20 protein-coding genes are annotated in these 23,016 nt (G+C 70.2%); 12 read left to right on the forward strand and 8 right to left on the reverse strand.

The annotated features are described in order from the left end of the window. Window positions 1–209 precede the first annotated feature (209 nt). Complete coding sequence (locus E8A74_RS44285) at window positions 210–701, reverse strand: hypothetical protein (RefSeq protein WP_136935203.1); 492 nt, start codon at window positions 699–701, stop codon at window positions 210–212. A gap of 86 nt (window positions 702–787) precedes the next feature. Between E8A74_RS44285 and E8A74_RS44290 the strand changes: the two genes are divergently transcribed. From E8A74_RS44290 to E8A74_RS44300, 3 genes are all read left to right on the forward strand, one after another. Beyond that, a complete protein-coding gene (locus E8A74_RS44290) occupies window positions 788–1,660 on the forward strand; it encodes a hypothetical protein (RefSeq protein ID WP_136935204.1) in 873 nt (290 codons plus the stop codon). Between the two features lie 410 nt (window positions 1,661–2,070). Continuing rightward, window positions 2,071–3,048: an aldo/keto reductase gene (locus E8A74_RS44295; protein ID WP_136935205.1), complete on the forward strand. Its 978-nt coding sequence runs from the start codon at window positions 2,071–2,073 to the stop codon at window positions 3,046–3,048. Beyond that, a complete protein-coding gene (locus E8A74_RS44300) occupies window positions 3,045–3,848 on the forward strand; it encodes a phytanoyl-CoA dioxygenase family protein (protein ID WP_136935206.1) in 804 nt (267 codons plus the stop codon). Before E8A74_RS44295 ends, E8A74_RS44300 begins: the two co-directional genes overlap by 4 nt. Here the strand turns inward: E8A74_RS44300 and E8A74_RS44305 are convergent. Both E8A74_RS44305 and E8A74_RS44310 read right to left on the reverse strand, forming a co-directional pair. After that, window positions 3,833–4,219 carry a hypothetical protein gene (locus E8A74_RS44305; protein ID WP_136935207.1) on the reverse strand — a complete coding sequence of 129 codons (387 nt, stop codon included), beginning with the start codon at window positions 4,217–4,219 and terminating at the stop codon, window positions 3,833–3,835. The two genes, E8A74_RS44300 and E8A74_RS44305, sit on opposite strands and share 16 nt — an antisense overlap. An 82-nt stretch (window positions 4,220–4,301) precedes the next feature. After that, window positions 4,302–4,751 carry a LamG domain-containing protein gene (locus E8A74_RS44310; RefSeq protein ID WP_136935208.1) on the reverse strand — a complete coding sequence of 150 codons (450 nt, stop codon included), beginning with the start codon at window positions 4,749–4,751 and terminating at the stop codon, window positions 4,302–4,304. Between the two features lie 352 nt (window positions 4,752–5,103). On the opposite strand from E8A74_RS44310, the gene E8A74_RS53425 reads away from it, so the two are divergent. Further along, complete coding sequence (locus E8A74_RS53425; protein WP_170229850.1) at window positions 5,104–5,679, forward strand: hypothetical protein; 576 nt, start codon at window positions 5,104–5,106, stop codon at window positions 5,677–5,679. Further along, entirely contained in the window at window positions 5,676–6,191 is a 516-nt protein-coding gene (locus tag E8A74_RS44320; RefSeq protein WP_136935209.1) for a DUF3592 domain-containing protein, read from the forward strand. The genes E8A74_RS53425 and E8A74_RS44320 overlap by 4 nt, the downstream gene beginning before the upstream one ends. Window positions 6,192–6,595: 404 nt before the next feature. Here E8A74_RS44320 and E8A74_RS44325 read toward each other — a convergent pair whose 3' ends face one another. From E8A74_RS44325 to E8A74_RS44335, 3 genes are all read right to left on the reverse strand, one after another. Beyond that, window positions 6,596–8,203 carry an RICIN domain-containing protein gene (locus E8A74_RS44325; protein ID WP_170229851.1) on the reverse strand — a complete coding sequence of 536 codons (1,608 nt, stop codon included), beginning with the start codon at window positions 8,201–8,203 and terminating at the stop codon, window positions 6,596–6,598. Window positions 8,204–9,021: 818 nt separating this feature from the next. Next, window positions 9,022–10,236: an alanine racemase gene (locus tag E8A74_RS44330; RefSeq protein ID WP_170229852.1), complete on the reverse strand. Its 1,215-nt coding sequence runs from the start codon at window positions 10,234–10,236 to the stop codon at window positions 9,022–9,024. Between the two features lie 131 nt (window positions 10,237–10,367). Further along, entirely contained in the window at window positions 10,368–12,131 is a 1,764-nt protein-coding gene (locus tag E8A74_RS44335) for a DEAD/DEAH box helicase (RefSeq protein WP_136935212.1), read from the reverse strand. Window positions 12,132–12,417: 286 nt separating this feature from the next. Between E8A74_RS44335 and E8A74_RS44340 the strand changes: the two genes are divergently transcribed. Continuing rightward, on the forward strand, window positions 12,418–13,605 hold the full coding sequence (locus tag E8A74_RS44340; protein WP_232380020.1) for a type 1 glutamine amidotransferase domain-containing protein: 1,188 nt from the start codon (window positions 12,418–12,420) through the stop codon (window positions 13,603–13,605). Here E8A74_RS44340 and E8A74_RS44345 read toward each other — a convergent pair. Further along, window positions 13,558–14,799 (reverse strand): ferritin-like domain-containing protein, encoded by a 1,242-nt coding sequence (locus tag E8A74_RS44345; protein WP_170229853.1) that lies wholly within the window; start codon window positions 14,797–14,799, stop codon window positions 13,558–13,560. The genes E8A74_RS44340 and E8A74_RS44345 overlap by 48 nt on opposite strands. Before the next feature lie 100 nt (window positions 14,800–14,899). Here E8A74_RS44345 and E8A74_RS44355 point away from each other — a divergent pair, with 100 nt between their 5' ends. The 6 genes from E8A74_RS44355 (at window position 14,900) to E8A74_RS44380 (ending at window position 21,680) form a co-directional block, all read left to right on the forward strand. Then, window positions 14,900–15,379 (forward strand): hypothetical protein, encoded by a 480-nt coding sequence (locus E8A74_RS44355; protein ID WP_136935214.1) that lies wholly within the window; start codon window positions 14,900–14,902, stop codon window positions 15,377–15,379. An 86-nt stretch (window positions 15,380–15,465) separates the two neighbouring features. Beyond that, the gene (locus tag E8A74_RS44360; RefSeq protein ID WP_232380021.1) at window positions 15,466–16,656 is read left to right on the forward strand and encodes an imelysin family protein; all 1,191 of its coding nucleotides are present in this window, start codon (window positions 15,466–15,468) and stop codon (window positions 16,654–16,656) included. A 5-nt stretch (window positions 16,657–16,661) separates the two neighbouring features. Further along, window positions 16,662–18,053, forward strand: a complete 1,392-nt coding sequence (locus E8A74_RS44365; protein WP_136935215.1) for a di-heme oxidoreductase family protein — start codon at window positions 16,662–16,664, stop codon at window positions 18,051–18,053. After that, complete coding sequence (locus tag E8A74_RS44370) at window positions 18,050–19,189, forward strand: imelysin family protein (protein ID WP_136935216.1); 1,140 nt, start codon at window positions 18,050–18,052, stop codon at window positions 19,187–19,189. The genes E8A74_RS44365 and E8A74_RS44370 overlap by 4 nt, the downstream gene beginning before the upstream one ends. Beyond that, window positions 19,176–20,585 carry an HTTM domain-containing protein gene (locus E8A74_RS44375; protein ID WP_136935217.1) on the forward strand — a complete coding sequence of 470 codons (1,410 nt, stop codon included), beginning with the start codon at window positions 19,176–19,178 and terminating at the stop codon, window positions 20,583–20,585. Before E8A74_RS44370 ends, E8A74_RS44375 begins: the two co-directional genes overlap by 14 nt. A gap of 39 nt (window positions 20,586–20,624) precedes the next feature. Further along, window positions 20,625–21,680: a M28 family metallopeptidase gene (locus E8A74_RS44380; RefSeq protein WP_136935218.1), complete on the forward strand. Its 1,056-nt coding sequence runs from the start codon at window positions 20,625–20,627 to the stop codon at window positions 21,678–21,680. Between the two features lie 13 nt (window positions 21,681–21,693). Here E8A74_RS44380 and E8A74_RS44385 read toward each other — a convergent pair whose 3' ends face one another. Further along, on the reverse strand, window positions 21,694–23,010 hold the full coding sequence (locus tag E8A74_RS44385) for a hypothetical protein (protein ID WP_136935219.1): 1,317 nt from the start codon (window positions 23,008–23,010) through the stop codon (window positions 21,694–21,696). Window positions 23,011–23,016: the final 6 nt, after the last annotated feature.

Consider the following 23,016-nt stretch of genomic DNA (forward strand, 5'->3'; position numbering starts at 1 on the left):
CCCCCCGGCTCCGTCACCATCAGTCGCGGCCTGGAACGCCTAGCTCCCGCAGCAGAGATGCTGCGCGTCCTCAGGGAGAATGGGCTCGTAAGATGAGACCAGTGCTCAGGGCCGTGCCTGGTCCGGGTCGAGGGGCGGACAGCCCCCGCGGGGTCCGGGGCGGCGCCCCGGCGCAACAGCGTGGCGGTTGTGTTTGGGGGAGGGGGGCGTCAGAAGTGGACGACGCCGTAGTAACATCGCACTTCGTGCCCTCGCTCGTATTCCGTGTACGGCGGGACCCAGAAGTCCATGGAAGTTTTCCCCTCGCGCACCGTGACGCCCTCCTTGGTCCAGATGCGCGCCACCATCGTGAAGGGGACGCCGAGACGCGGTTGATGCCCGGGGTAAACCTGGAATGCCACGAACTTGCCGCCCTCGTCCTCGAAGCAGCCGCTTGGAGCGTGCGTGAGCTGCCCCAGCTCGTAACACGCGGATTGCCGCGCGGCTGTGACCGTGCATTGCCCTTGGGACGAGGTGACCGAGACGCAGGGCTTGCCATCGAGGAGCAAATCGAAGCGCGCGGGGAGTGGAGACGGGAAATAGACCGCCATGTTATCGTGGCCGCACGTGTCGTCCGGCGCATAGGCACGGGCGTGACGGGGCGAGAGGAGCGCGAGGGCGGCGGCGGAGAGCGAGATGAGCACGGCAGCGCGCGGGGACATGTCGAGGGCGATTGCAAGGATGAGGCCGAACGGGATTGCGCGCGCAGGAGGCGTCGTGTGGACGTGGGAGAATTCTGGATGCACGGGTGGGGCTCGGGCGTATCGTGCGGATGGTGATGACGCTCCCGGCCGGGCCTTTCCTTGCGGCGATGGGGTTTGGGCTCCTTTCCTGCACGCGTGGGGATGCGCCCGCGTCGACGACCGGGGAGGCCGCTGCGACGCCGCCGAGCAGCGCTCCCTCGGTCGTTGTGGCGCCCGCGCCGACGCCCGCGCCTTCGCCGAGCGCCGATCCCCAGGATGGGGACGCGGACGCGAACGAGCCCGCGTCCTGCGACCCTGAAAAACCTCCGCCGATTCCGTCGCCCGATCGCAGGCTTTATGCCGTGTGGCGGACGTTCCCCGTGGACCTCGGGGCGCACGGCGGCGCGGGCAAGCTGCGTGTGCTCGAGGATGCGCGCGTCACGCGGCCCGGGGCGGCGCGCGCGGGCACGCATCCGTCGCTGCCGCCTTGTGATTTGCTCCCGAGCCGGGTGGAGCTGATCGACGAGAAGGGCGCGACGGTGCAAGTCGAGCGCTTCTCGCCGGAGCTCGACGTCGAGCTGCGATCGATGGGGCCGGGGGCGTTCCTGATCGAGATGATCGAGCGGATTCGTTGCCTCGCGAGCTGCTGGTGCGGCGATTCGCATGCGTTCTGGCGTATCCAGGGCGGGCGCCTCGTGCCGCACGAGGGCCGCGTGGTGGAGCGGCGGCCGGCTGCGGGGACGCCCGGCGTCGGCGCGATCCTGAAGGTCAAACCGGTCACGCACGGTTGCTACGAGGGGTCGAGCTTCGAGACGCAGGCGGGCCGTCCTCCGGCGCTGGTCGTGAACCGCCGGGCCATGGGCACGTTCGTCACGGCGGCGGAGCGGCATTGGTTCGAGGACGGGGAATGGAAGGCGAGCCTCGTCGAATGGAAGTAACGCGCGGTTGACGCTGGCCGGCCGGGCCCCAGGAAACCCGAGGGGAGGTGGCCGATGCGCGTGCGTCCGTCGGCGGGGGTGCTGGCCTGGGTGATGGGAGCGATGGTCGTCGGCGCGGGCGGCGAGGCACGCGCGGAGGATGTGGAGGACGGAGGCGAGGAGAGCGCGGCGGTGGACGAGGCGTCGGAGGCGCTTTTCACGCAGGGGATTTGCGAGCTTTGCAGGAGGACGTGTGCGCGGGGGAGGTGCTTGCCGATTTGCGCGCGGATCCGGTGCGCGCCGCCGGGGTGGCGGGACCGGGGGGATCCGCGGTGGCGGTGGCGGGAGGAGCGTCGGCCGGGGGGGCGGGGGCTGGGCGAGCGCTGAGGCGCACTTTCCCTTCCGCCTCCCTTGCGCTACGCCTCCCGCCCATGTCCTTCCTGCTCGCGCCCTGGACCCGCCCGCGTGATCCTTCGGAAAAACCCCTGCTCGCCGTGGGCACCATGAACTTCGGCAAGCGCACGCCCGAGGCCGAGAGCATCCGGCTCGTGCATCACGCGCTCGATCGCGGGCTCACGCTCTTCGATACGGCCAACGCCTACGTCGACGGGAACGCCGAGCGGATCCTGGGCAAGGCGCTCGCCGATCGGCGCGATCGCGCGCTCGTCGCGACGAAGGTCGGGTTCGGGCGGACCGCCGGCAAGCCCGAGGGGCTCTCGCGGGCCCGCGTGCTCGCTGCGATCGACGAGAGCCTCGGGCGGCTCGGGATGGAGTTCGTCGACGTGTATTACCTCCACGTGCCGGACGACGGGACGCCCCTCGCGGAGACGCTCGATGCCGTGCAGACGCTGCTCGCGTCGGGGAAGATCCGAGCGTGGGCCGTGTCGAATTACGCGTCTTGGCAGGTGCTCGAAATGTTCCACCTCGCCGACCAGCGCGGGATGCCGAGGCCCGTGATGTCGCAGGTGCTTTACAACGTGCTCATCCGGCAGCTCGATATCGAGTATTTCCGGTTCGCGCGGAAATACAGGCTGCACTCGACCGTGTACAATCCGCTCGCGGGAGGGCTGCTTTCGGGCAAGCACGCGCCTTCCGCCGAGCCGCCGAAGGGGTCGCGGTTCGAGAAGAATCCGCTGTATCAGCGCCGGTACTGGACCGCTCGGTTCTTCGAGCTCGTCTCCGCCTACCGCGAGGTCGCCGAGAGCCAGGGGATGACGCTCGTGGAGCTCGCGTATGCCTACCTCGTGGGGACGAGGGGCGTGGATTCGATCCTCGTCGGGCCCGGGTCGATCGAGCACCTCGACGCCGCGATCGACGCCTGCGCGAAGGTGCTGCCCGACGAGGCGTGGGAAAGGGTCGACGCGCTCTATCGCGATTTCCAGGGGACCAACGCGAGTTACGCGCGATGAATTTCCTCACGCCGGAGGCCTCGGCCGTCGAGGTGGAGGCGGCCCTCGCCGAGCTCGCGGCGTCCGGGTTCGCGCGGCTCGGGCGTGTGCTCTCGGACGAGGGGATCACCACGCTCGCCGCCCGCGCGGATGACCTCATGCTGGGCCGCGTGGTGCACGAAGGGCTGTTTTTTCAGCACGACGCGGCGAGCGGGCGGTACGAGGATCTCGAGCACCGAAAAGGGTGGGTCGGGCCCTCGATCCATTATCGGAAGCTCGAAAAGCTGGAGAAGGATCCCGTCTTTCGGGCGTTCCTCGGCAATCCGCTCTTCGAGCGGATCACGCGGGCCCTGACGGACGGGTCCGTGACGTTGTACCGCGCGGTCCTGTTCAACAAGGCGGCGCGGGCGGGGACGGCGCTGCCCTGGCACCAGGACGGGGGGAGTTTTTGGGGGCTCGATCGGGCGCCGCTCGTGCAGATCTGGACGGCGCTCGACGACGCGCCGGCCGAGGCCGGGTGCGTGGAGATCGTGCCGAAATCGCATCACGGCGGGCTCGCGACGCCGCTCGGCGGGGTGATCCCGGCGGAGGTGACGCGTGCGGCCGAGGCCGAGGCGCGCTCCGTGCTCGCGCCCGCGCGCGCCGGGGACGCGATGCTCATCCACAACGACGTGTGGCACCGGTCGGGGACGAACACGACGGACAAGCCGCGGCGTGCCGTGACCGTGTGTTATCTGCGCGGCGAGACGCGGTGCATGCGCACGCGGAGGGCGCCGCGGACGTTCGCAACGATCTTCGAGGCCCGTCAGCCGAAGGCGTGACGGTTCATGCCGGCCCAGCGGAAGGCGTCGTCGGGGGAGCCGAAGACACGGCCGAATTTCGGCGCGTGCGCCTTGAGCAAGCTCGAGATGCTCATCATCTGCAGGGCGTTGTCCGCGGCGACCACCGCGATCCGCCGCGACGCCGCTTCGAGCGTGGTGAACATCTCGCCGAGCGCGGCCTGCGTGACGGGGCCCCAGGAGAGCGTCGCCTCGCGGAGGTCCATGACGGCGCCGCGGACGCGCAGGGCGGGCTCGCGGGCGACGCGCTGGAACATCCCGACCATCTCACGCGCATACGCCGCGCCGACGTCGCGGCTCACGTCGGGCCGGCGCCAGACGCGGCACGTGGCCACCCCGTCTCCGAGGGTCATGCTGTAATTGCCACCCTCCGCGTACACCTCTCGCACGTCTGCCGATGACACGCCCCAAAGCAAAGGGGATTTCCAGGGGTTGTCAAGGACGGAGCAGGCAACGGCCGCCCGACCAGGACCCGCCCGCATCGCCGCAGATCTGCGCCTGCGTGCGCGCCTCGCGCCACCACAGGATCTCGTCCATCGCGCCGGCGAAGGGGAAGACGCCCTGCTCCCGGCGCCCGATGAAGAGGTCGGACCGGAGCGGGCCGAGGAAGCCGCCTGGGCCCGTGCTGGTGAGGGCGCCGTTGATGTAGAGCGTGAGGGTGCGGCCGTCGTTTACGTAGGCGATGTGGGTCCACGGGCCCGCCGGGATCACGCCGCAAGCGCTGGTGAGGTTCGTGGAATTCTGGACGTCCTTGCGCGAGAAGATGAGCTGCATGTTGCCGCAGGTCGTGTTCATGAGGACGTTATCGTCCATGTTGCCGGTGCCGCGGCTGACGGTCGAGCCCGTGACCAGGGGGGCGTTGTGCTCGGGGAGCCCTCGTCCCATGCGCCCGGGCGCACCACGAACGAGGCCTGCACTCGTGGCAGCGCCGTGATGGCCATGGCCGGAGCTGTCGAGGACGGGGCCCTCGGTCTCCTCGAAGCGATACCAGGCGGCAAGTCCTGGCAGCGCAGGGGAGGCTGTGCAATCGGCCGCGGCGGGCACCTTGCGAGGCGGTGGCCTCGGGCGCCTTCGGCGGCGGGAGAGGCGTGGCGCATCCGAGGAGCGGGACGCCGAGGAGCAGGCGCGGAAGGAAGCGGGGCGCGAGGGACATCGGGGGGCGAGCTTTCTTCGAGGATGTGATGGAGGTCAAGCTGTGGCGATGGAAGTCGGGGAAGCACTGCCGCATCATGGAGGCATGCATCGCGCGATTCTTTTGCTTGTGGGGTGTTTGCTGATGGGGGGCTGCGGCAGCGAGGTCGTGGAGGCCGAGAGCGGCGGGAGCGGGAGCGGCGGCGCAGGCGGAGGCGGGAGCGAAAGCGGGAGCGGCGGCGCAGGCGGCGGAGGCGGGAGCGGCGGCGCGGGTGGTGTGTGCGTGCCGGGGCCGGACGATCCTTCTCCGGTTCAGCCGAGCTGCGCGGACACCGTGGGGCTCGCGCTCGGGGAGGCGACGGTGATGGACGCGGACGGCGACGGCCTCGTGAAGGCGGGCGAGGTCGCCACGATCGAGACGAGCCTCGTGGAGACCGCCGGCAAGAGCTTTTACGGGTATCCTGGCGTGGTCTTCACCAGCGACCACCCCGGCGTCGACGTGGGTGACGCATTCTGGTTTTATGGCATCTTCGCTTGCGACGTGATGTCCGCCGGGGGGTACGTGAAAGTCGCGAGCGACGTCGCGCCGGGAACGGTCGTGACGGTCACGGCGCGCGTGGGCATCCTGCACGAGGATTGCCCGAATGCGTATGCGATTCAGGTGCCGATCGAGGTGCAATGATGTCGCGGTCCTCGCCGGGGATCGCGATCATGATCTCCGTGATCGGCTGCATTCTCCTCGTATTGCCGTGGGTCCTCCGGGGCCAGGCGCAGACGCGGGCGGAGCGGCTCGCGCGTATGCGTACGTTCTCCGAGGCGACGTGCACGCTGAAGGACATCGTCTGGGGAGATCCGAATCCGAAGTCCGGGAAGACGCGGTTCTCGGTCGACTATCAGGTGCACGTCCCGGGACAGGCCGGGACGTTCCTCGCGAGCGGGTTCTCCTGGGAAGGGGCCGAAGTCGCCAACGCCGACGCGGCGTGGAGGAAGCACGAGCTTTTGCCCGGCAAGCGGGTGCCGTGCTGGTACAATCCAGCCGATCCGACGGACGCATTGCTCGTCCAGGCACGGGCAGAGCGCCCGCCCTCGGTGAGCCTCGGGCTTTTGCTGGGGCTCTCGGCCGTGGGGCTCCTGTTCGTCGGGGCAGGGATCGGGACGTTGCGCACGAAAAAACGCGGCGCGGGCGACGATTGAGAGGGGGTTCTCAGCCTCCGGCGGGGCCTGCTGGGGCTAGCTCGCTCGCGCGCGGGCAAGTGTGTATCCGGAACCGCCGTGCCGGGGCGCTGCCCCGGGCCCCGCGGGGGCTATCCGCCCCTCGACCCGGACCAGGGCCAGCCCTGGACCTCTAAGCATCGACTGCGCGAAGCGCAGTCGATGCGGGGAAATCATTTGTAACTGTCCGCCCCCCTTTGCAGGGCCCGCCCTGGACCTCAGGGGGAAGAACTGCGCGATGCGCAGTTCTTCCCACAGGCCGTTGGGGCCGCGTTGCCGGTTGAAAGGTCAGCGCTGCCGTCTTGGCTGGCAGGGCCCAGGGCGAACGCCGCAAGCTTGTACGGCGTCGATGAGGACACGTGCAGGTACCGATCGCGAGTGTTCGGTCAGACGGGCACGACCCTCCACTTCTGGTTTTCACCACCGAGCCAATGATGTTGCATGATCACGGCCCCATTTGCCGTGGACCCACCGCCGACGTCCAGATTCTTCCCGCTGTGTTCCGGGGCGATTGCATAAAGCCCGCCACCCAGGGGACCCAGACGGAACTTCTGGTTGTTGGTTCCGACCCAGTTGTACTGGATGAGCGGAACCTCGGAGTCACGAGAGCTGCTGGGGACGTCCAGGACCTTCCCGCTGTGCACTGCGACGATCTTGAAGAGACCACCGCCCAGCCACTCGAGGCGGAACTGCCGGTGCGTGTTCCGGGTCTCGCTCCACTCCCATTGAAGGACCCGAGCGCCGTTCGTGGTTTCCGCGTTGTCGATGCAGATGAGCTTTCCGCTCTTCTGCGATACGAGCTTCACGGGGCTCCCCGTGGGGATCGTGCAGAACCGGAGGTAGAGATCCTGGATCCCGCCGCCATGATCGCTTTCGCCGTCGAAGCGGAAGCGTCGCTCCTGCTGGTTGAGCGAAAGGAGGGCAGCCCTGTCCCAGCCGAAGCGGAGACCTGCCACGAAGTCGTCCTCGTTTTTGATGAGGTCGAGCACCTCTGCCACGAGGGCGAGGGTGATGTAGCAGAAAACAGCCCAGTCATCGGCTTTGGTATGCGGATCGCCCGCGAGCTCCTGGCTAGCCCTCAGGCAATGGTCGGCCGCCGTGCGCAGGTACTCCGACGTCTTGCCGAAGATCGTACCGGAGTCTTTTTCCCAGCAATCGATGGTCATGGTGAGCGAATCGCTCACCCGTCCGATGAAGGCCAAATGGTTGGGGTGGAAGCGCTCATCCCAGTCCCCGTCGTCGCAGCTATCGAACACCCTGGACTGGAACGTCCATGTATCTTCGTCGCTCCCGGCGCTGAAGCACCAGAAGATCTCGTCGGATGGGTCGAACATCGTATCGCCCGACCTCTTGATGGTCTGCATCTTGAACGGCTGGATGATGAAGACCTCGCTCACGCCGAGCGCCTCGCCCGAGCCCTCGGCGGACGTCGGAGCGGGCGCGGGCTCCGGCTGCGGCGCGCTGCTCGTGAAGTAGACGAAGCTCGATCCGTACTCTCTCGCGGCGGCGAGGAACGCCTCGTCCCTCTGATCGAGCTCCTGGTCCGGCCCCAGCTTGGCGACGTCCACGACGCGCACGTTCCCCTGGGCCTTCACCGCTTCGACCTGCGCGGGCAGAGCGTCGGCCAGGTCCTTCATGGTGAAGGGTTGGTCGATCGGCCGATCGGCGATCACGTCGGGCAAGATCTCCCTCGTGCGGGCGCCCTTCGTCTCGCGGTACGCCTTGCCCCACGCCTTGATCTCCTCCGGGCTGATCCCTTGCTCGAGGGCATCGACGAGGGTTCGCTCGAGATCGCTGAGCTCGTGGCCCGCCTCGAGGCGCGCCGCGGCATGAAGGGCCGCCCCGAAGAGGGGGTTCGCCGCGCGATTCTTCTGCATCCTCCGCGCACCAAGGGAGCCTTCGCGCGCGCCCGACAGCCTTTCGCGAAGCTTGTTCGTGCGCTCGGTGGCTTTCTTGCTCAAAGGCCGCTCTTTTTTCGTCGTCGTCTCGGTCATGAGGTTCCTCCTGTGCAGGGTGAGGGAAGCGTTCGGGGAGCCCTCTCTGGCTCCGCGCGGCAGACCGTAGCCGGAAGCGGGCGCGTCCCGGTATGGGACCTTGGTCCCATGCTCCCTTCGCCCGAGGGGTTTCTCAGCCCCCGGAAGCTGCCCGCAGCCCCTCCGGGGGGGTTTTTCAGCCCTCCGGCGCCTGCTCCCGGGCCGGGGAGGGGGTTGGGGAGCCCCGAGACGCCCGTCGACGGCCTGCCCGGGGGGGTTTTTCAGCCCTCCGGCGGGTCCTTCCGGGGTCGGATTGAATGTTCGTCTGCAATCCACGTCAGGGAACGACGTGAGCACGAACTTGCGCCAGTTGTCCGTCGGCCTCGCAGTTTTGCTTCTTGGCTGTACGTCACCACGTTCCGCCGACGACGCGACGACCGCGGTCATGTCGTCGCCCCCTGTGCACATGTGCTTCGTGGATGAAAAAGGGGCGCCGCTCGTGGGAGCCCGCGTGACGTCCGAAGCCCTGCACGCCGTCCCGGGTTCCGTCTACAAGTGGGAATCAGCCATGCCCACCGGACCTGCTCTCCCTGAGGTCACCACCGGGCTCGACGGATGTGGTGACATCCGATGGCTGTCGCAGCTCGACGCCGGTCCGACATGGAGTCAGCTCGTCGTGAGGCCCGCGGATCAGGGGGCCGATGGATGGGGAGCCATCTGCTCGCGGCCACGGTCGCCTGCACCTCACCAGGGCGAGGGCGAGGAAGGCAAATCCCTTCGCTGGCAGGTCGCGCCGCAGCGTTGCGTTTTGCTGTCCGTGCTCGAATGAGCTTTCGGTTTCAATGAAAACACGCGCCCGCGCCGCGGTAGGTGAGCGCGCGGGATTCGACGTGGTCGCCGCGGACGAGGAGGTAGTCGCGGAAAAACGTGGCGAGCTCGCCGGCCTTGGCGTGGCGGAAGAAGACGGGATCGCCCGGGGCGAGTTTTACGTGGGGCGGGACGGCGAGCGGGGTCTGGACTTCGCCGGCGCCTTCGAGGTCGAGCAAGCGGAGGCCTTCGGGGAGGTAGGGCATTGGGAGGCGATCCGGGCCGGCGGCGCCCGAGGCGATGAGGCCGCCGCCCTGGCAGGTGACGAAGCCGGGCGCCGGCCGGCGCGTGACCTGGAGGGCGAAGAAGGCGGCCGGCGCGGGGCGGAAATCGTCGTAATGGTCGAAGAGGTGGCTGCCGAGGAAGGCGGAGCCGACGGTGATTTCGGTGAGGGAGGGGTCGCGGAGCGAGGAGGCGACGCTGCCGGTGCCGCCGCCATTGAAGAGGGGAAGGGGGAGGCGGCGGCGCTCGAATTCGGTGGTGATTTCGTGCCGGAGCGTGGTGACGGCGGCGCAGGCGATTCGCTTGAAGGCGCGCTTGGCGCGAGGCGGGAGGGGGCCGAGCGGGGTTTGGTCGGGCGTGCCGGCGATGTGCGCTTCGTAGCCGAGGAGGCCGGCGAATTCGAGGTGCGGCGAGGAGGCGACGCGCTCGGCGAGATCGGCGACGCCGCGGGCCTCGTGGAGCGGGCTGCGGCGGACGCCGAGGTGCACGCGGCCGCCGAGGCGGCGGAGGGAGACGTCGATGTCGACGACGACAGGGATACGCACGCCGTACGTCGCGGCCGCGGCTTCGAGGAGGTCGAGGTGGATGGGCTCCTCGACGGCAATCGAGACGCGTTTGCCTTCGTGGTTCGCCTCGGCGAGGAGGCGCGCGTCGGACGCCTGGGCCGTGGGGTAGGCGACGAGGATGTCGTTGAAGCCCTGCGTCGCGAGGAAACGCGCCTCGGCGGGGGCATACGCCATGAGGCCGCGGAACGAGGGGCCGCCGCGGTTCAGCATGTGCCGGAGGAGATCGACCGAGCGAACGGATTTCGTGCCGATGCGGAGGGTTTTTCCGCTGCCGCGGACGAGCGAGGCGACGGCGTCGACATTCGCGTCGACGGCGCCCATGTCCACGAGGGCGACGGGCAACGCCTCGCCGGCGAGGGCTTTCCGGTAACGGTCGTAGCGGTGCTGGCGGGTTTCCATGGCGTCCATCACAAGCCGCGCTCACGGGGGGCGACGCGTGGAAAGACGCGTGGGCGGGCGAACGCGCGCGCGGCATGAAGGCCACTTTCGCCGCGGCCCGCGCGCGTGTCCAGGCTTTCGAGGGGCGCGCTTCAGCGCGTCAGGGAGGGATGGCGGAAGCGGCGCGGGGGTTCGTCCGCGCCGAGAGGACCACGGCCGCGAGGGCGAGGCGAAGGGCCCGAGCGGGGAGCGGTCTCGCCTTGGAACTCGGGCATGGGCCGGATGCGGACCCGCGGATCCCGCTCGTCCGGGCGGGCCGCGGAGCGGGCGAAGTCCGAGGCGACGGGCGTCGCGACCTCGACACTCGACGAGAAGTCGCCGACGTGGATCGCGCCGACCTGATCGCTGCGAATGCCGCCGCGCCGGCACACGAGCGCGAGGAGGCGGCGCGGATCGGCGCCGTGGCGGCCGCCCCAGCTCACCTGGAACGGGACGAAGGCGCCCGCGTTCGGCGCGCTTCGCTGGGCACGAGGCTCCGGCGGGCGGCGCGGGAGCGGCTCGTGCGGGACGAGCGGGGTGACGGGCAGCGGCGCCGAGGGGCCGGTGTGGCGGGAGCGCGCGAGCAGCGTGGTGACGAGCGCGGTCGGATCCATGTCGGCGAGCAAGGACGCGGCGAGGGCCTGGAGCCGCGGATCGGCAGGCTCGGCCGCGGGGGCGCGGAGCTCGGCGGCGAGGCGCGCGTCGGCCTCGCGGAGGACGTCGTCGGGCGAGGGCGCAGGCGACCAGGTGGCGCGGATGCCGGCGCCGCGGAAGAGGCGCGCCACGTAGTCGCGGGCCTGCGGCGGGACGAGCATCACGCTCGTGCCCTTGCGCCCGGCCCGGCCGGTGCGGCCACTGCGATGGGTGAAGGTCTCCGGGTCGCTCGGGGGATCGGCGTGGATGACGCGGTTGACGTCGGGGATGTCGAGCCCGCGCGCGGCGACGTCCGTCGCGACGAGCGTGGTGACGGCGCCGGAGCGGAAGGCCGCGAGGGTGCGGGTGCGCTCGCGCTGCTCGAGCTCGCCGCTCAGGGCGCGCGCGGTAAAACCAGCCTGGCCGAGGCGCTCGGCGAGTTCGGAGGCGCCCTCGCGGGTGCGGACGAAGACGAGCGCGCGGTCCGTGGGCGCGAGGAGGAGGAGGTTCACGACCGCGGCGTCGCGGTCGTCGGGTTTGACGAGGTGCGCGACGTGCGTGATGTCCTGGTTCGCCTCGCCGAGGCTCGTGCCCTCGACGGCGACGGCGTCCTTCTGGTAGCGGTTCGCGAGGGCCGAGACCTCACGCGAGAACGTGGCCGCGACGAGGTGGGTGCGGCGCGCCTCGGGCATCTTGCCGAGGATGGTCTCGAGCTCCTCACGGAAGCCCATGTCGAGCATCTGATCGGCCTCGTCGAGCACGGCCGCGCAGACGCGCGAGGGGTCGATCGCGCCGCGATCGAGGTGGTCGACGAGCCGTCCGGGCGTGCCCACGACGACGAGCGGGCCCTGCCGGAGGTTGTAGAGCTCCTGCGGAATGCTGGTCCCGCCGGTGACGGCACAAACGCTGGCGCCGAGGGGCCGGAAGAGCCACGAGAGCTCACGGGCGAGCTGGGCGGCGAGCTCGCGCGTCGGAGCGATCACGATCGTGGCCGGCGTGGCGGCGGCGGACGGCGCGGAAGGCGGGGTCGTGCTCGCCCGCTCCGCCACGATGCGCTCGAGGTCGGGGGCGAGGACGAGGCCGATGGCGACGGTCTTGCCCGAGCCGGTCTGCGAGAAGAGGCGCAGGTCGCGCCCCGCGTGGGCCGGGTCGAGGACGGCTTCTTGGATGGGGGTGAGGGACGTGTAGCCGCGGCTCTGGAAGGCAGCCGCGAGAGCAGGCGAAAGGGCGTCGATTTCGGTCATCGGATCGGGGACAAGGAACGGGGGGCCAGAGCTCGGTTCGTCCAAGCAGCGCCCCCCGGGTGTTGCAAAGGGCCGCACCGTAGCAGGTCGGACGACCGATGGCCCTAAGTTTCGTCCCTTGCAAACGGTTTGGAGCGCCGCTCGGGCGAGCGGAGCGGCGTCAAATGCCCGTCACGCGCCCGGCGGCTCCGCAAGCGCCCGCCGAGAGCGCCCGGCTGCGCGCGGACGTGGCATTCGTGATGCAATCCGCGGCTCTCCCCGTGGGCACGACGCGAGAGGAGGGACCATGCGAGCAATCGTGACGCGAGGACTGTGGACGGGCGCCGCGCTGACGGCGGCGACCGCGACGGCCATGATGAGCTCATCGGCGATCGAGCGGGGCGCGCCGTGGGCGGGGCTCAACGCGATGGCGACGGCGGCCCTGCCGACGCGGCGGGTCGGCCTCCGGTTCCAGGGCGACGCCACGCCTCTCGGGTTCCTGCTGCTCACCGGCGGCCTGCTCGGCTGGGGCCTCGCGTACCAAGGGGTGCTCGCGCGGGCCCGTCCCGAGCGGCCCGGAGGCGTGCTCCTCGCCAGCGCGCTCTCGGCCCTCGGCGGATATGCCTTCGACGCGCTGGTGATGCCCGCGCGGCTCGTCCCGAACTTCCGCCGCGCGATGGGCACGGCCGGCACGCTCACCAAGTACCTCGCCCTCGGGGTCGCGAGCTTCTTCGCGGCGCGCCCCGCGCGGCATCGGAGGCTCGCGGGCCGGAAGATCGCCGTGCTCACGGCGGACGGGTTCGAACAGGTCGAGCTCTTCACGCCGGCACGGGCGATCGGCGCCGAGGGCGGCCTGGTCGAGGTGCTGTCGCTCCGGCCCGGGAAGATCGTGGGGATGAACGTCGATGTGCCGGGGCGGCGGGTGCGCGTGCAGCGGACGATCCGGGAGGCGGACCCGGCCGAGTACGACGCGCTCTTCGTGCCGGGCGGCTTCATCGCGCCGGATTTCCTGCGGCAGAGCCAGGAGGTGCGGGAGTTCGTCCGGGCCTTCGACGCGGCGGGCAAGCCCATCGGCGCGATCTGCCACGGGGCGTGGGTGCTCGCGTCGGCGGGGATTCTGCGCGGGCGGCACATCACGTCGTGGCCCGGGATCCGGGACGATCTGGTGAACGCGGGGGCGACCTGGCGCGACGAGGCGGTCGTGCGGGACGGCAACATCATTTCGAGCCGCGGGCCGCAGGATCTGCCGGTGTTCACGAGCGCGCTCGTGGACTTCTTCACCGGGACGAAGCCGACACCCGAGCGGCCGTGGGCGCCGGCCGCGTCATCGCCGCAGCGGAGCGCGCCGCCGGCGATGGCCCTCGCCGGCGCGGCGCACCTGCCGAAGGTGGCCAAGGCGCGCAGCGTCCTCGGCCTGACCGCGGCGTTTGCCGTGGGTCTCGCGGCCCTACCCGTGCTCCGCGCGCTCACGGCCTTCACGAGCCGGCGCTGGTAGGCTGCCGAGGAGCGCCTCCGCGGCCGGTCGCACCACCTCGTCGAGCGCGCGCGCCATCGAGGCCCGCAGCACCGCCGCATCCGGACGCCCGTGCGCTTCGAGCGCGCCCGCTCCGCCCGCCTGCACCTCGAACGAGGCTCCCGCGGCGAGCGCCTGCGCGAAGGCCGCCCGCACGGCCCGCGCGACGGCCGCATCTCCGCTCCCGATCGCCCACGCCACGGCCCGCCAGGCGAGCTCCGCGTGCCGCGCCTCGTCCTCGGCGATGGCGGCGAGCGCCTCCCGCACGGCCGGATCCGTCGCCCGCGCGGCTTGCTCGGCCGCGACCAGGCTGGCGAGCGTCTCGCCGATGCAGCCTTCACGCACGGCGCGCGCCGCCACGTCCGCGAGGTCCGCGCTCACGGAGAGGTTGCCCCCGACGAACGGGAACGCGCCCGGCCCGAGGGGCTCCCCGGCGTAGGCCGAGGCCAGCGCGAAGGCGAGGCGCGCGTGCCGGACCTCGTCGAGCGCGGCCTCGTGCGCGCGCGTCACGAGGTTTGCCGGCGCCCCCACGGCGAGCAGCTCCAGCGCGAACCGGCCGAACGAGGCGATCGACGCATGTTCGAGCAGGCCGTCGCGGGTCCAGGCGGCGGCGAGCAGGGCGCGCTCGTCGGGGGACAAACCGGCGAGATCGGGCGCGGGGAGGGCGCTTTCCATCCAGCTCGAAAGGCCTCGTGCCGGCATCGCTGCCCGGGCGCGTCCTTCCTCGATGAAGGGCCGACCGGCGGCGCCGCAGGTCTCGTACGTCACGTCGTAGCAGCACTGGCCGTCCTGGAAGACCCCGTCGGTCTTCACCACGGCGCTGCAATAGTTGGGGCTGTTGGGAACGTGCATCAGCGCTTCTTCCTTCGGTGGGCACGGCGGCACCATCGAGCCGCCCGCGCCGCCGGCCCCGCCTGCGCCGCCGGCCCCGCCTGCGCCGCCGCTGCCTTCCTCCGGCCAGGCGAAGCACTCCGTGACATCGACGGTAGACCCTCCGCCTCCAAACCCTCCGAGGCCACCCCCGCCTCCCTGACCTCCCTGACCTCCCTGACCTCCCTGACCCGGCTGATCGACGTCGCTGCTGCAACCCGGGGCGGCCGCCGCGCCGATCCCTGCGAGCGCCACGCCGAGCAATTGCGCCGCGAGCCGGCGCCGGAAATGGAAAGACCGATCCATGACTCCTCCTTCCGCGCGCCGATACGGACGCGACTCCGGCTGGATATCACGCGTTTCGAATTGCGCCGATACGTCAAATCTGCGAGACACGATCGCAGTCATGCGATGCTTCTTCGTCGCCCGCACGACGGCCCTCCTCGTGCTCGCCGCTGCATCCGTCCTCGGCTGCGGCTCGCTGCCGGACGCCGCGGTGGCCGTGCTCGACGGGGCCGATTCGTTCCAGGTCCTCGCCCTCGATCCCGACCACGGGGAAGAACCGCCGCCGGGCGTGGAGAGCTTCCACGGATATCAAGTCCTCGCGAAGGGCGACGTCACCGATCCGAAGGCGCGCGAGCGGATCGTCGGCATCGTGAATGCCGGCGTGCGCAAGGGCGGCACACAGGCCAAATGCTTCAACCCGCGCCACGGCGTGCATGCCGTGCGCGATGGCCACTCCGTCGACCTCGTGATCTGTTACGAGTGCTCCGCGCTCGAGGTCGTGGAGGACGGTCGCTCCACGACGCTCCCCACGGGCGACGTCCAGGCGGACCTCGACGAAGCCTTCCGCGCCGCAGGTATCGCCCACCCGGCCGGTCGCTGAACACGGGCCGTCTCCCGTTGCCGCTTGACAGGGCTCGGTCGTTTGTGACAAGTGAAAGTCACTTTCAATTTCTGGAGTACCGAAACATGACCAAGCCTACGATACGAATCTTGCAGTCCGTGGCCCTCGCGAGCGCGGTGGCCGGGCTGCTCACCGGATGCGGGTCGGATCCCGTGACGAGCGGCACGAAGCCTCTCTCCGAGGACGCGCCGCCCGTCATCGCGGCGTACGCGAACCTCGTGCATGGCTCGTACGTCGAAGCCATCGACGAGACCTCGTCGCTCAACGCCTCGCTCGCGCAGTTCGTGGCGGAGCCCTCGGAGGCGAGGTTCAAGGCCGCGCGCGAGGCGTGGCTCCTCGCGCGTGATCCCTACGGCCTGACCGAGGCCTTCCGCTTCTACGGCGGCCCCATCGACGACGACGACGGTCCCGAGGGCCAGATCAATGCCTGGCCGATGGACGAAGCGCACGTCGATTACGTGGCGGGCGATCCGAATGCGGGCATCATCAACGACCCGGCGAAGTACCCGACGATCGACGAGGCCACGATCGCCTCGTTGAACGAGAATCCCGGTGAGAAGGACATCTCGACCGGCTACCACGCGATCGAGTTCCTGCTCTGGGGGCAGGACACGAATGCCGACGGCCCCGGACAGCGGCCGTACACCGATTACGTGCTCGACATGGGCACGGCCGCGAACCAGGACCGGCGCGGGCAGTACCTCCTCGCAGCAGGAAAACTCGTGCTCGAGGATCTGAGCTCGGTCATGGCGGAGTGGACGCCGGAAGGCGGAGCTTATCGGGCGTCGTTCGTCGCGCTCCCGCCCGAGGAGGCGCTGCGCCGCATCCTGCTCGGCATCGGCAGCCTGAGCGGCGCCGAGCTCGCCGGCGAGCGCATGCAGGTCGCGTACGACACGAAGGAGCAGGAGGACGAGCACTCCTGTTTCAGCGACAACACGCACAAGGATCTGCTGAACAACGCGCTCGGCATTCAGAACGTCTACCTCGGCCGCCGCGGCCAGGTCGACCTGCCCGGGATCGACGATCTCGTGCGCGAGCGTGATCCGGCGCTCGACGCGCGCCTCCAGGCCGAAATGGAGGAGAGCATCGAAGCGATCAAGGCCATTGGAGAGCCCTTCGATCAGGCGATCCTCGGCGACGACACGGCGCCCGGTCGGCAGAAGGTGAAGAAGGCGATCGAAGCGCTCCGCAAGCAGACGGCGACGATCGTCGAGGTCGCGACGCTGCTCGGCATCAAGCTCAACATCGAGGAGTGATCGCCATGCGATGGCTCGTGTTTCCTGTCGTCTTCGTGGTCGTCGGTTGCGGCGCGGAGGCTCCTCCCGACGAGACCGGCCCCTCGGCCGAGCCGGGCGAGGAGCTCTCCGGCGGCGAGACCACGGTCCACGACACCTCGAAGAACGCCTACTCGCTCTCGGCCCGCAACATGACGTCCGAGCGGCGCAGCGCGTTCTTCGTGGGAAACTCGTTTTTCAAGGAAAACTGGGTCATCGCTCCCTCCTCCACCGAGGGGCGGGACGGGCTCGGGCCGCTCTTCAATGCGCGTTCGTGCTCGTCCTGCCACCTCCTCGACGGCCGCGGCAGCCCGCCGGACGATCCGGCCGAGCCCCTCGTCTCGGTCCTGCTCCGGCTCAGCATCCCCGGCACGGACGCGCAGGGCGGCCCCGCTCCCGAGCCCACCTATGGCGGCCAGCTCCAGCCGCGCGCGATCCCGGGCGTCCTCCCCGAGGGCGACGCGTTCGTCGCGTATGAAGAAATGCCCGGCTCGTTCCCGGACGGCGAGACGTACAGCCTGCGCAAGCCCATTTACACGATCGCCGCCGCGCGCGGCGACATGCAGCCGGACACGAGGGTCTCGCCGCGCGTCGCGCCCGTGATGATTGGCCTCGGCTTGCTCGAAGCCGTCTCGGAGGAGGACATCCTCCGGGCCGAAGATCCGGACGACGCCGATGGCGACGGCATTTCGGGCCGGGCCAATCACGTATGGGACGTCGTGCGTGGCGCCACCGCGCTCGGTCGATTCGGCTGGAAGTCGAACCAACCGACGCTCATGCAGCAGACGGCGGGCGCGTTCCACGGCGACATCGGCATCACCACGTCGCTCTTCATGACCGAGGACTGCACCGACGCCCAGGCCGATTGCAAGGCTACCCCGACCGGCGGCGCCCCCGAGGCGAGCGAAAAGATCCTCGCGGACGTCGCGTTTTATTCGACGACCCTCGCCGTGCCCGCGCGCCGCGACGTCTCCGACCCCGTGGTCCTCGCCGGCAAGCGGCATTTCCTGGATCTCGGCTGCGGCAAATGCCACACGCCCGTGTTTCACACCGGGACCTTCGACGGCTACCCCGAGCTCTCGGGCCAGACGATTCGCCCCTTCACCGACCTCCTCTTGCACGACATGGGCGAGGCGCTCGCGGACGACCGGCCCGACTTCAAGGCGGACGGGCGCGAGTGGCGCACGGCGCCGCTCTGGGGGATCGGCCTCTTGCGGGTCGTCAATGGCCACGAAAATCTGCTACATGATGGCCGCGCGCGCGGCTTCGTCGAGGCCGTGCTCTGGCATGGCGGCGAGGCGGAAGGCTCCCGCGAGGCGTTCCGCGCCCTGCCGACCGAGGATCGCCGCGCGCTCGTTCGGTTCCTGGAGTCGTTATGAGCTTGTCCCCGCCCGCCTTTCCTTCCCGGTCCGTCCTTGGCCTCACCGTCACGCTCGCCCTCGCGGCCGCCTCGTGCGGGACGCCGACGGCTGACGACACGGCGCAACGCGCGGTGATGAACGACCTCGCCCACGAGGTGATGCTGCCGATCTACGACGAGCTCGAACAAGGGGCGCTCCCGCTGCCGCCCGCCGTCGCGGCGTTCTGCGACGGGCCGACGGAGGCGACGCTCACGGCTGCGCAGGCGGCGTGGCGCGCGGCGCGCGTCCCGTGGAAACATGCCGAGGCATTCCGGTTCGGCCCCGTCGAGGACCTCCGCATCGGCAGCGCCATCGATTTCTGGCCCGCGCGCACCGACTCCATCGAGTCCGCGATCACCGCCGCGCCCGAGCCCGTCACGACCGCGCACATCGCCTCGCTCGGCGTGAGCACGAAGGGCTTGCCCGCGCTCGAATTCCTGCTCTTCGATCCGGCGGGCGGCAATGCCGCGGTCCTCGCGTCCCTCGGGGGCGCGGATGCGGCGGGGAAAAAGCGTTGCGCCTATGCACGCGCGCTCGCCGACGCGATCGCCGCGGACACGACGACAGCGCAGGAGGCGTGGAGCCTCGAAGGCGGCGCGTTCGTGAATCAGGTCGCGAAGGCTGGCTCGGGCAGCACGTTGTTCCTGACGGGGCAAGACGGCATTGCGCGGGTCGTCAACCTTCTCATCGCCGCCATGATTGCGGTGAGCGAAAACCGGGTCTCGCGCCCGCTCGGCATCGTGAGCGGCACCGGCCCGGATCCCACGCTCGTCGAATCGCGCTTCAGCGACGACTCGATCGAAGACTTGCTCGGCACGCTCCGCGGCGTCGAGGACGTCTACCTCGGCCGCCACGGTGATCGCAGCGGGCGTGGCATCTCGGAGCTCGTCGCCGCGCGCAGCCCTGCCATCGATTCCTCCGTCAAGAAGGCCCTCGCGGACGCGATGGCTGCGACCTCGGCGGTCCCGGCGCCCCTGCGCACCGCGATCACGGACCATCCCGCGGCCGTCACCAAGGCGCAGGACGCATTGCGCGTCGTGCGGCGCCTCCTCTCCACCGACGTTGCCAGCGTCCTCGGTGTCGCCGTCACCTTGAGCGACAATGACGGCGACTGACGGCGCGCCGCGGGAGAGCCTCGTCGAGAGGCTCTTCCGCCCCGCCGACATCGCGTCCCTCGCCGCGTTCCGTATCCTCTTCGGCGCGCTCATGCTCGTGAGCATCGTCCGGTTCTGGGCGAACGGCTGGATCCGCGATTTTTACATCACCCCCCCGCTGCACTTTCATTACTTCGGTTTCTCGTGGGTCTCGCCCTGGCCGAGCGCGGGCATGTACGCCCATTTCGTGGTCCTCGGCCTCGCGAGCGCCCTCGTCATGGTCGGGCTCTTCTACCGCGCCGCGGCGGCCGTCCTGTTCGTCGCGTTCACGTACGTCGAGCTCCTGGAGAAGGCGACCTACCTCAATCACTATTACCTCATCAGCCTCCTCTCCTTTTTGATGATCTTCCTGCCGCTCCACCGGGCGGCGTCGATCGATGCGTGGCGAAACCCCGCGCTCGCGAGCCAAACGGCGCCGGCCTGGGTGCTCGCGCTTTTGCGTTTCCAGATCGGGGCCGTGTACGTCTTCGCGGGGATCGCGAAGCTCGGGCCGGATTGGCTCCTGCGCGGCGAACCGCTCGGCATCTGGCTCTCGGCGCACACGGACATCCCGCTCGTCGGCCCCTTCCTCGCCGAGCGCTGGGTCGCGCGCGCCGCGAGCTTCGTGGGCGCCGCGTTCGACCTCACGGTCGTGTTTTTCCTCCTGCGCGACCGCACCCGGCGCTTCGCATATGCGGCAGTGCTCGGGTTTCATTTCGTGACGGGCATGCTCTTCCCGATCGGCGTCTTCCCGTGGATCATGTCCGCGTCCGCGCTGATCTTCTTCCCGCCGAGCTGGCCGCGCCCGCTCCTCGCGCGTTTCTCGCGCCGGTTTGTCCGTTCGATCCCCGAGGATCTCCCCGCCCCACCGCCCCCGCGGCCGCTCGGGACGCGGCGGCGCATCGGGATCGCCCTCGTCGCGGCGCACGTCATCGTGCAGATCGCGCTCCCGCTCCGCCATTTCCTTTACCCCGGGAACACGGCGTGGACCGAGGAGGGGTTCCGGTTTGCCTGGAGGGTCATGCTCGTGGAGAAGCTCGGCTTCGTCGAGCTCCGTGTGCACGAGCACGCGACGGGCCGGACGATCCACGCCGATCCTTCTCGATGGCTCACGCCGCTCCAGACGAAGATGATGGCGCAGGCCCCGGACATGATCCTCGAATTCGCGCACCACGTCGCCGACGATTACGCGCGCCGGGGCAAACACGTCGCCGTCTACGCCGACGCGTGGGTGACCATGAATGGCCGGCCGAGCCGGCGGATCATCGACCCGAACGTGGATCTCACGACCGTCCGGGACTCCTTGCTCCCCAAACCCTGGATCCTCCCGCTCGACGACAACGCCGTGCCGAGCGCCACCGCCTCCTCGCAGCATTGATCTGGTGATGCAGCCTCGGTCCGGCGTACCCTCGCGCCGATGCCGCGCCTCCCGCTCGCCCTCGCTCTCGTCCTCGCCTCGTGCGGCGCTCCGGCGGCGCCCCCCGCGGCCCAGCCTGCATCCCCTGCGGCGTCCGCGCCTCCGCCGCCCGCACCTCCGCCCGTGCAGCCGGCGTGCGCCATCGCGGCCGACCTCCCGCCGCTCCTCCCGCCGCGCCTCGACCTCCGCGCGCCCGAGCCTTCACGGGAAAACCTCCGCGCGTGGGTCGATCTCCTCGCCGACCCCGCCCTCCACGGACGCGCCGCCGGCTCGGCCGACAACCGCCGCGTCGCCGATCTGCTCGCGCGCGCCTTCCTCTCGTTCGGTTTTTCCCCGCCCGAGGGCCACGACCCTTGTGTCCCCTTCGAGCGCGACGGCGTCCGTGATCAGAACGTCATTGTCCACCTCCGTGGAAAAGCCCGCCCCGACGGCCCCTTCGTCCTCGTCGGCGCCCATTACGACGCGCAGGGCGAGCGCGGCGGCGAGGTCTACCCCGGCGCCGACGACAATGCCTCCGGCATCGCCGCCTTGCTCGAAATCGCGCGCGTCCACGCCCTCCGCGGATCCGACCTCGACCTCGTCGTCGTCGCCTTTGGCGCCGAGGAGCGCGGCGTGCTCGGGGCCGAGGCGTTCGTCGAGGCGCCCACGGTCCCGCTCGCGCGGCTCGCGCTCATGGTGAACCTCGACATGGTGGGCAGGCCCTTGCTCGACGGATCACCGCTCCGGCTCGTCGTCCCCCGCGCGTCCGAGGCGCTCGGGTTCGTCGTCGGCGCGCGGGACGGCGCAAAGACACGCGCGCTCCTCGATCGCGCCGCCGCGCGTGAGGACCGGCCCCTCTTTGGCATCCCCGAGGCCGCGTTTCGGCGCCTCGGATACGCCTCCGACAGCGTCCCGTTTGGCCCGCACGCGCCCACGATCTTCCTCTCCGACGCCGCGCTCGCCGATTACCATCAGCCCACGGACACGCCCGACCTGATCGATCTCGACCAGATCGGGCGCGCCGCGCGCCTCACGCTCACCCTCGTCGATGAAGTGCAAAAGGAGCGGCGGGAGTAACGACCCGCGCGGCTCACCAGGCGAGCGCGACGCGCACCCGCGCGCTGCTCCCGTCGTCCGTACAGACGAACGCGCCGCGGCCGAGGGCTTTTTCGATACACACGGAGAGCTCGCGATCGGCCGTCCCGGCGACGACCTTGCCCAGGGCGGGCACGCCGTCCTCGCGGATGTCGAGATCCGCCACGATCACGCTGCCGGCAGGGGCCGCGCAACGCGCGAGCGGCGCGGCGAGCGAATCGACGTTGTCGATCACGAGCCGCTTGACGGCCGTATATCGCTTCTTCCCGTCGACCACCTGATCCATCGAATGCCAATCCTCCTCGACGTGGATGTTCGTGCTCGCCTCGATCACGCGCACCTCAGGCCGCGGCTTTCCGGTGAGATCCGGGGCCTCGTACCGCACGCGGATCGTACGCCGCCCGGGCCGCTTGCCCATCGCCGCCGAGCCGACCAGCGCCTGGCACACGCACGCCTCACGCGCGCCCTCGCGTCCATCCCGAACGTCGAGGTTTTCCTGTTCGCAATACCGCCCGCCCGCGTCGCCCTGCACGAGGAAATCGCGGCGCACGTCGTCGTCATTCGAAAAACACGCGACGAGGCTGCCCGCGCGGTCCTTCCAGTCCACCGAGCCGGCGTCACACTGGCCAAACGGCTTGTCCTCGCAGATCGTGATGGGTCCTTCGCGGAGCGCGGTTCTCTCGTCCCCCCGCGCCATGAGGCCGCCGACCACGCCTGCGCTCTCTTTCCGGACCAGCGACGCGAACGCCGCGCGATACCGATCCACGAGCCCGAGCTGCGGATTCCAGGGCCCCTCGAACGTCACGTCGGGGGCGCCGAAGCGCGATCCGAGGTTGATCCAGAGCACCTCGCCGCGCTCCCTGCCGACCCCGGCGATATGCATCACGTCGGTCGTCAACCAGCCCTCGTCATGGGCGCGCCGAGACAAGGGTTCGCCCTCGTAGGCGCATCGGTGCCCCGTTTTGGGGGAGACGCGCTGCAATTTCGGATCGGTCATCGCCGGCGCGAGAATGAGATAATCAGGCGCGAGCCGGGCGAGGTACGCCGCGAGCTCGGCGCGCAGGGCCGCACGCTCGGCGCGGAAGAGCTTGTCGTCCTCGAAGGGGAGCACGGCGACCTCGGGCCGATGGGCCTCGGCCGGCGGCTGCGCGGCGCCCTGTGCCGGCGGAGGCGGCTGCGGCGCCGACGCGAACTGCGGATCCGAGACGACGGTCGCTTGAAGCGGCGATTGGGCGATGCAGGAGACACCAAAAAGCGCGCTCCCGAGGGGCAGGAGCGCGGCGCGGGCGCGCGGGCGGGCGGAGGTCTTCATGGGAAA

This window comes from Polyangium fumosum, assembly GCF_005144585.1.
Taxonomy (GTDB): Bacteria; Myxococcota_A; Polyangia; order Polyangiales; family Polyangiaceae; genus Polyangium; species Polyangium fumosum.

Excerpts from the sequence above, each read along its gene's own strand:
- E8A74_RS44285 (WP_136935203.1), bottom strand. The coding sequence starts at position 701 with ATGTCCCCGCGCGCTGCCGTGCTCATCTCGCTCTCCGCCGCCGCCCTC.
- E8A74_RS44295 (WP_136935205.1), top strand. The coding sequence starts at position 2,071 with ATGTCCTTCCTGCTCGCGCCCTGGACCCGCCCGCGTGATCCTTCGGAA.
- E8A74_RS44300 (WP_136935206.1), top strand. The coding sequence starts at position 3,045 with ATGAATTTCCTCACGCCGGAGGCCTCGGCCGTCGAGGTGGAGGCGGCC.
- E8A74_RS44305 (WP_136935207.1), bottom strand. The coding sequence starts at position 4,219 with ATGACCCTCGGAGACGGGGTGGCCACGTGCCGCGTCTGGCGCCGGCCC.
- E8A74_RS44310 (WP_136935208.1), bottom strand. The coding sequence starts at position 4,751 with ATGGGACGAGGGCTCCCCGAGCACAACGCCCCCCTGGTCACGGGCTCG.
- E8A74_RS53425 (WP_170229850.1), top strand. The coding sequence starts at position 5,104 with ATGCATCGCGCGATTCTTTTGCTTGTGGGGTGTTTGCTGATGGGGGGC.
- E8A74_RS44320 (WP_136935209.1), top strand. The coding sequence starts at position 5,676 with ATGATGTCGCGGTCCTCGCCGGGGATCGCGATCATGATCTCCGTGATC.
- E8A74_RS44325 (WP_170229851.1), bottom strand. The coding sequence starts at position 8,203 with ATGACCGAGACGACGACGAAAAAAGAGCGGCCTTTGAGCAAGAAAGCC.
- E8A74_RS44330 (WP_170229852.1), bottom strand. The coding sequence starts at position 10,236 with ATGGAAACCCGCCAGCACCGCTACGACCGTTACCGGAAAGCCCTCGCC.
- E8A74_RS44335 (WP_136935212.1), bottom strand. The coding sequence starts at position 12,131 with ATGACCGAAATCGACGCCCTTTCGCCTGCTCTCGCGGCTGCCTTCCAG.
- E8A74_RS44340 (WP_232380020.1), top strand. The coding sequence starts at position 12,418 with ATGCGAGCAATCGTGACGCGAGGACTGTGGACGGGCGCCGCGCTGACG.
- E8A74_RS44345 (WP_170229853.1), bottom strand. The coding sequence starts at position 14,799 with ATGGATCGGTCTTTCCATTTCCGGCGCCGGCTCGCGGCGCAATTGCTC.
- E8A74_RS44355 (WP_136935214.1), top strand. The coding sequence starts at position 14,900 with ATGCGATGCTTCTTCGTCGCCCGCACGACGGCCCTCCTCGTGCTCGCC.
- E8A74_RS44360 (WP_232380021.1), top strand. The coding sequence starts at position 15,466 with ATGACCAAGCCTACGATACGAATCTTGCAGTCCGTGGCCCTCGCGAGC.
- E8A74_RS44365 (WP_136935215.1), top strand. The coding sequence starts at position 16,662 with ATGCGATGGCTCGTGTTTCCTGTCGTCTTCGTGGTCGTCGGTTGCGGC.
- E8A74_RS44370 (WP_136935216.1), top strand. The coding sequence starts at position 18,050 with ATGAGCTTGTCCCCGCCCGCCTTTCCTTCCCGGTCCGTCCTTGGCCTC.
- E8A74_RS44375 (WP_136935217.1), top strand. The coding sequence starts at position 19,176 with ATGACGGCGACTGACGGCGCGCCGCGGGAGAGCCTCGTCGAGAGGCTC.
- E8A74_RS44380 (WP_136935218.1), top strand. The coding sequence starts at position 20,625 with ATGCCGCGCCTCCCGCTCGCCCTCGCTCTCGTCCTCGCCTCGTGCGGC.
- E8A74_RS44385 (WP_136935219.1), bottom strand. The coding sequence starts at position 23,010 with ATGAAGACCTCCGCCCGCCCGCGCGCCCGCGCCGCGCTCCTGCCCCTC.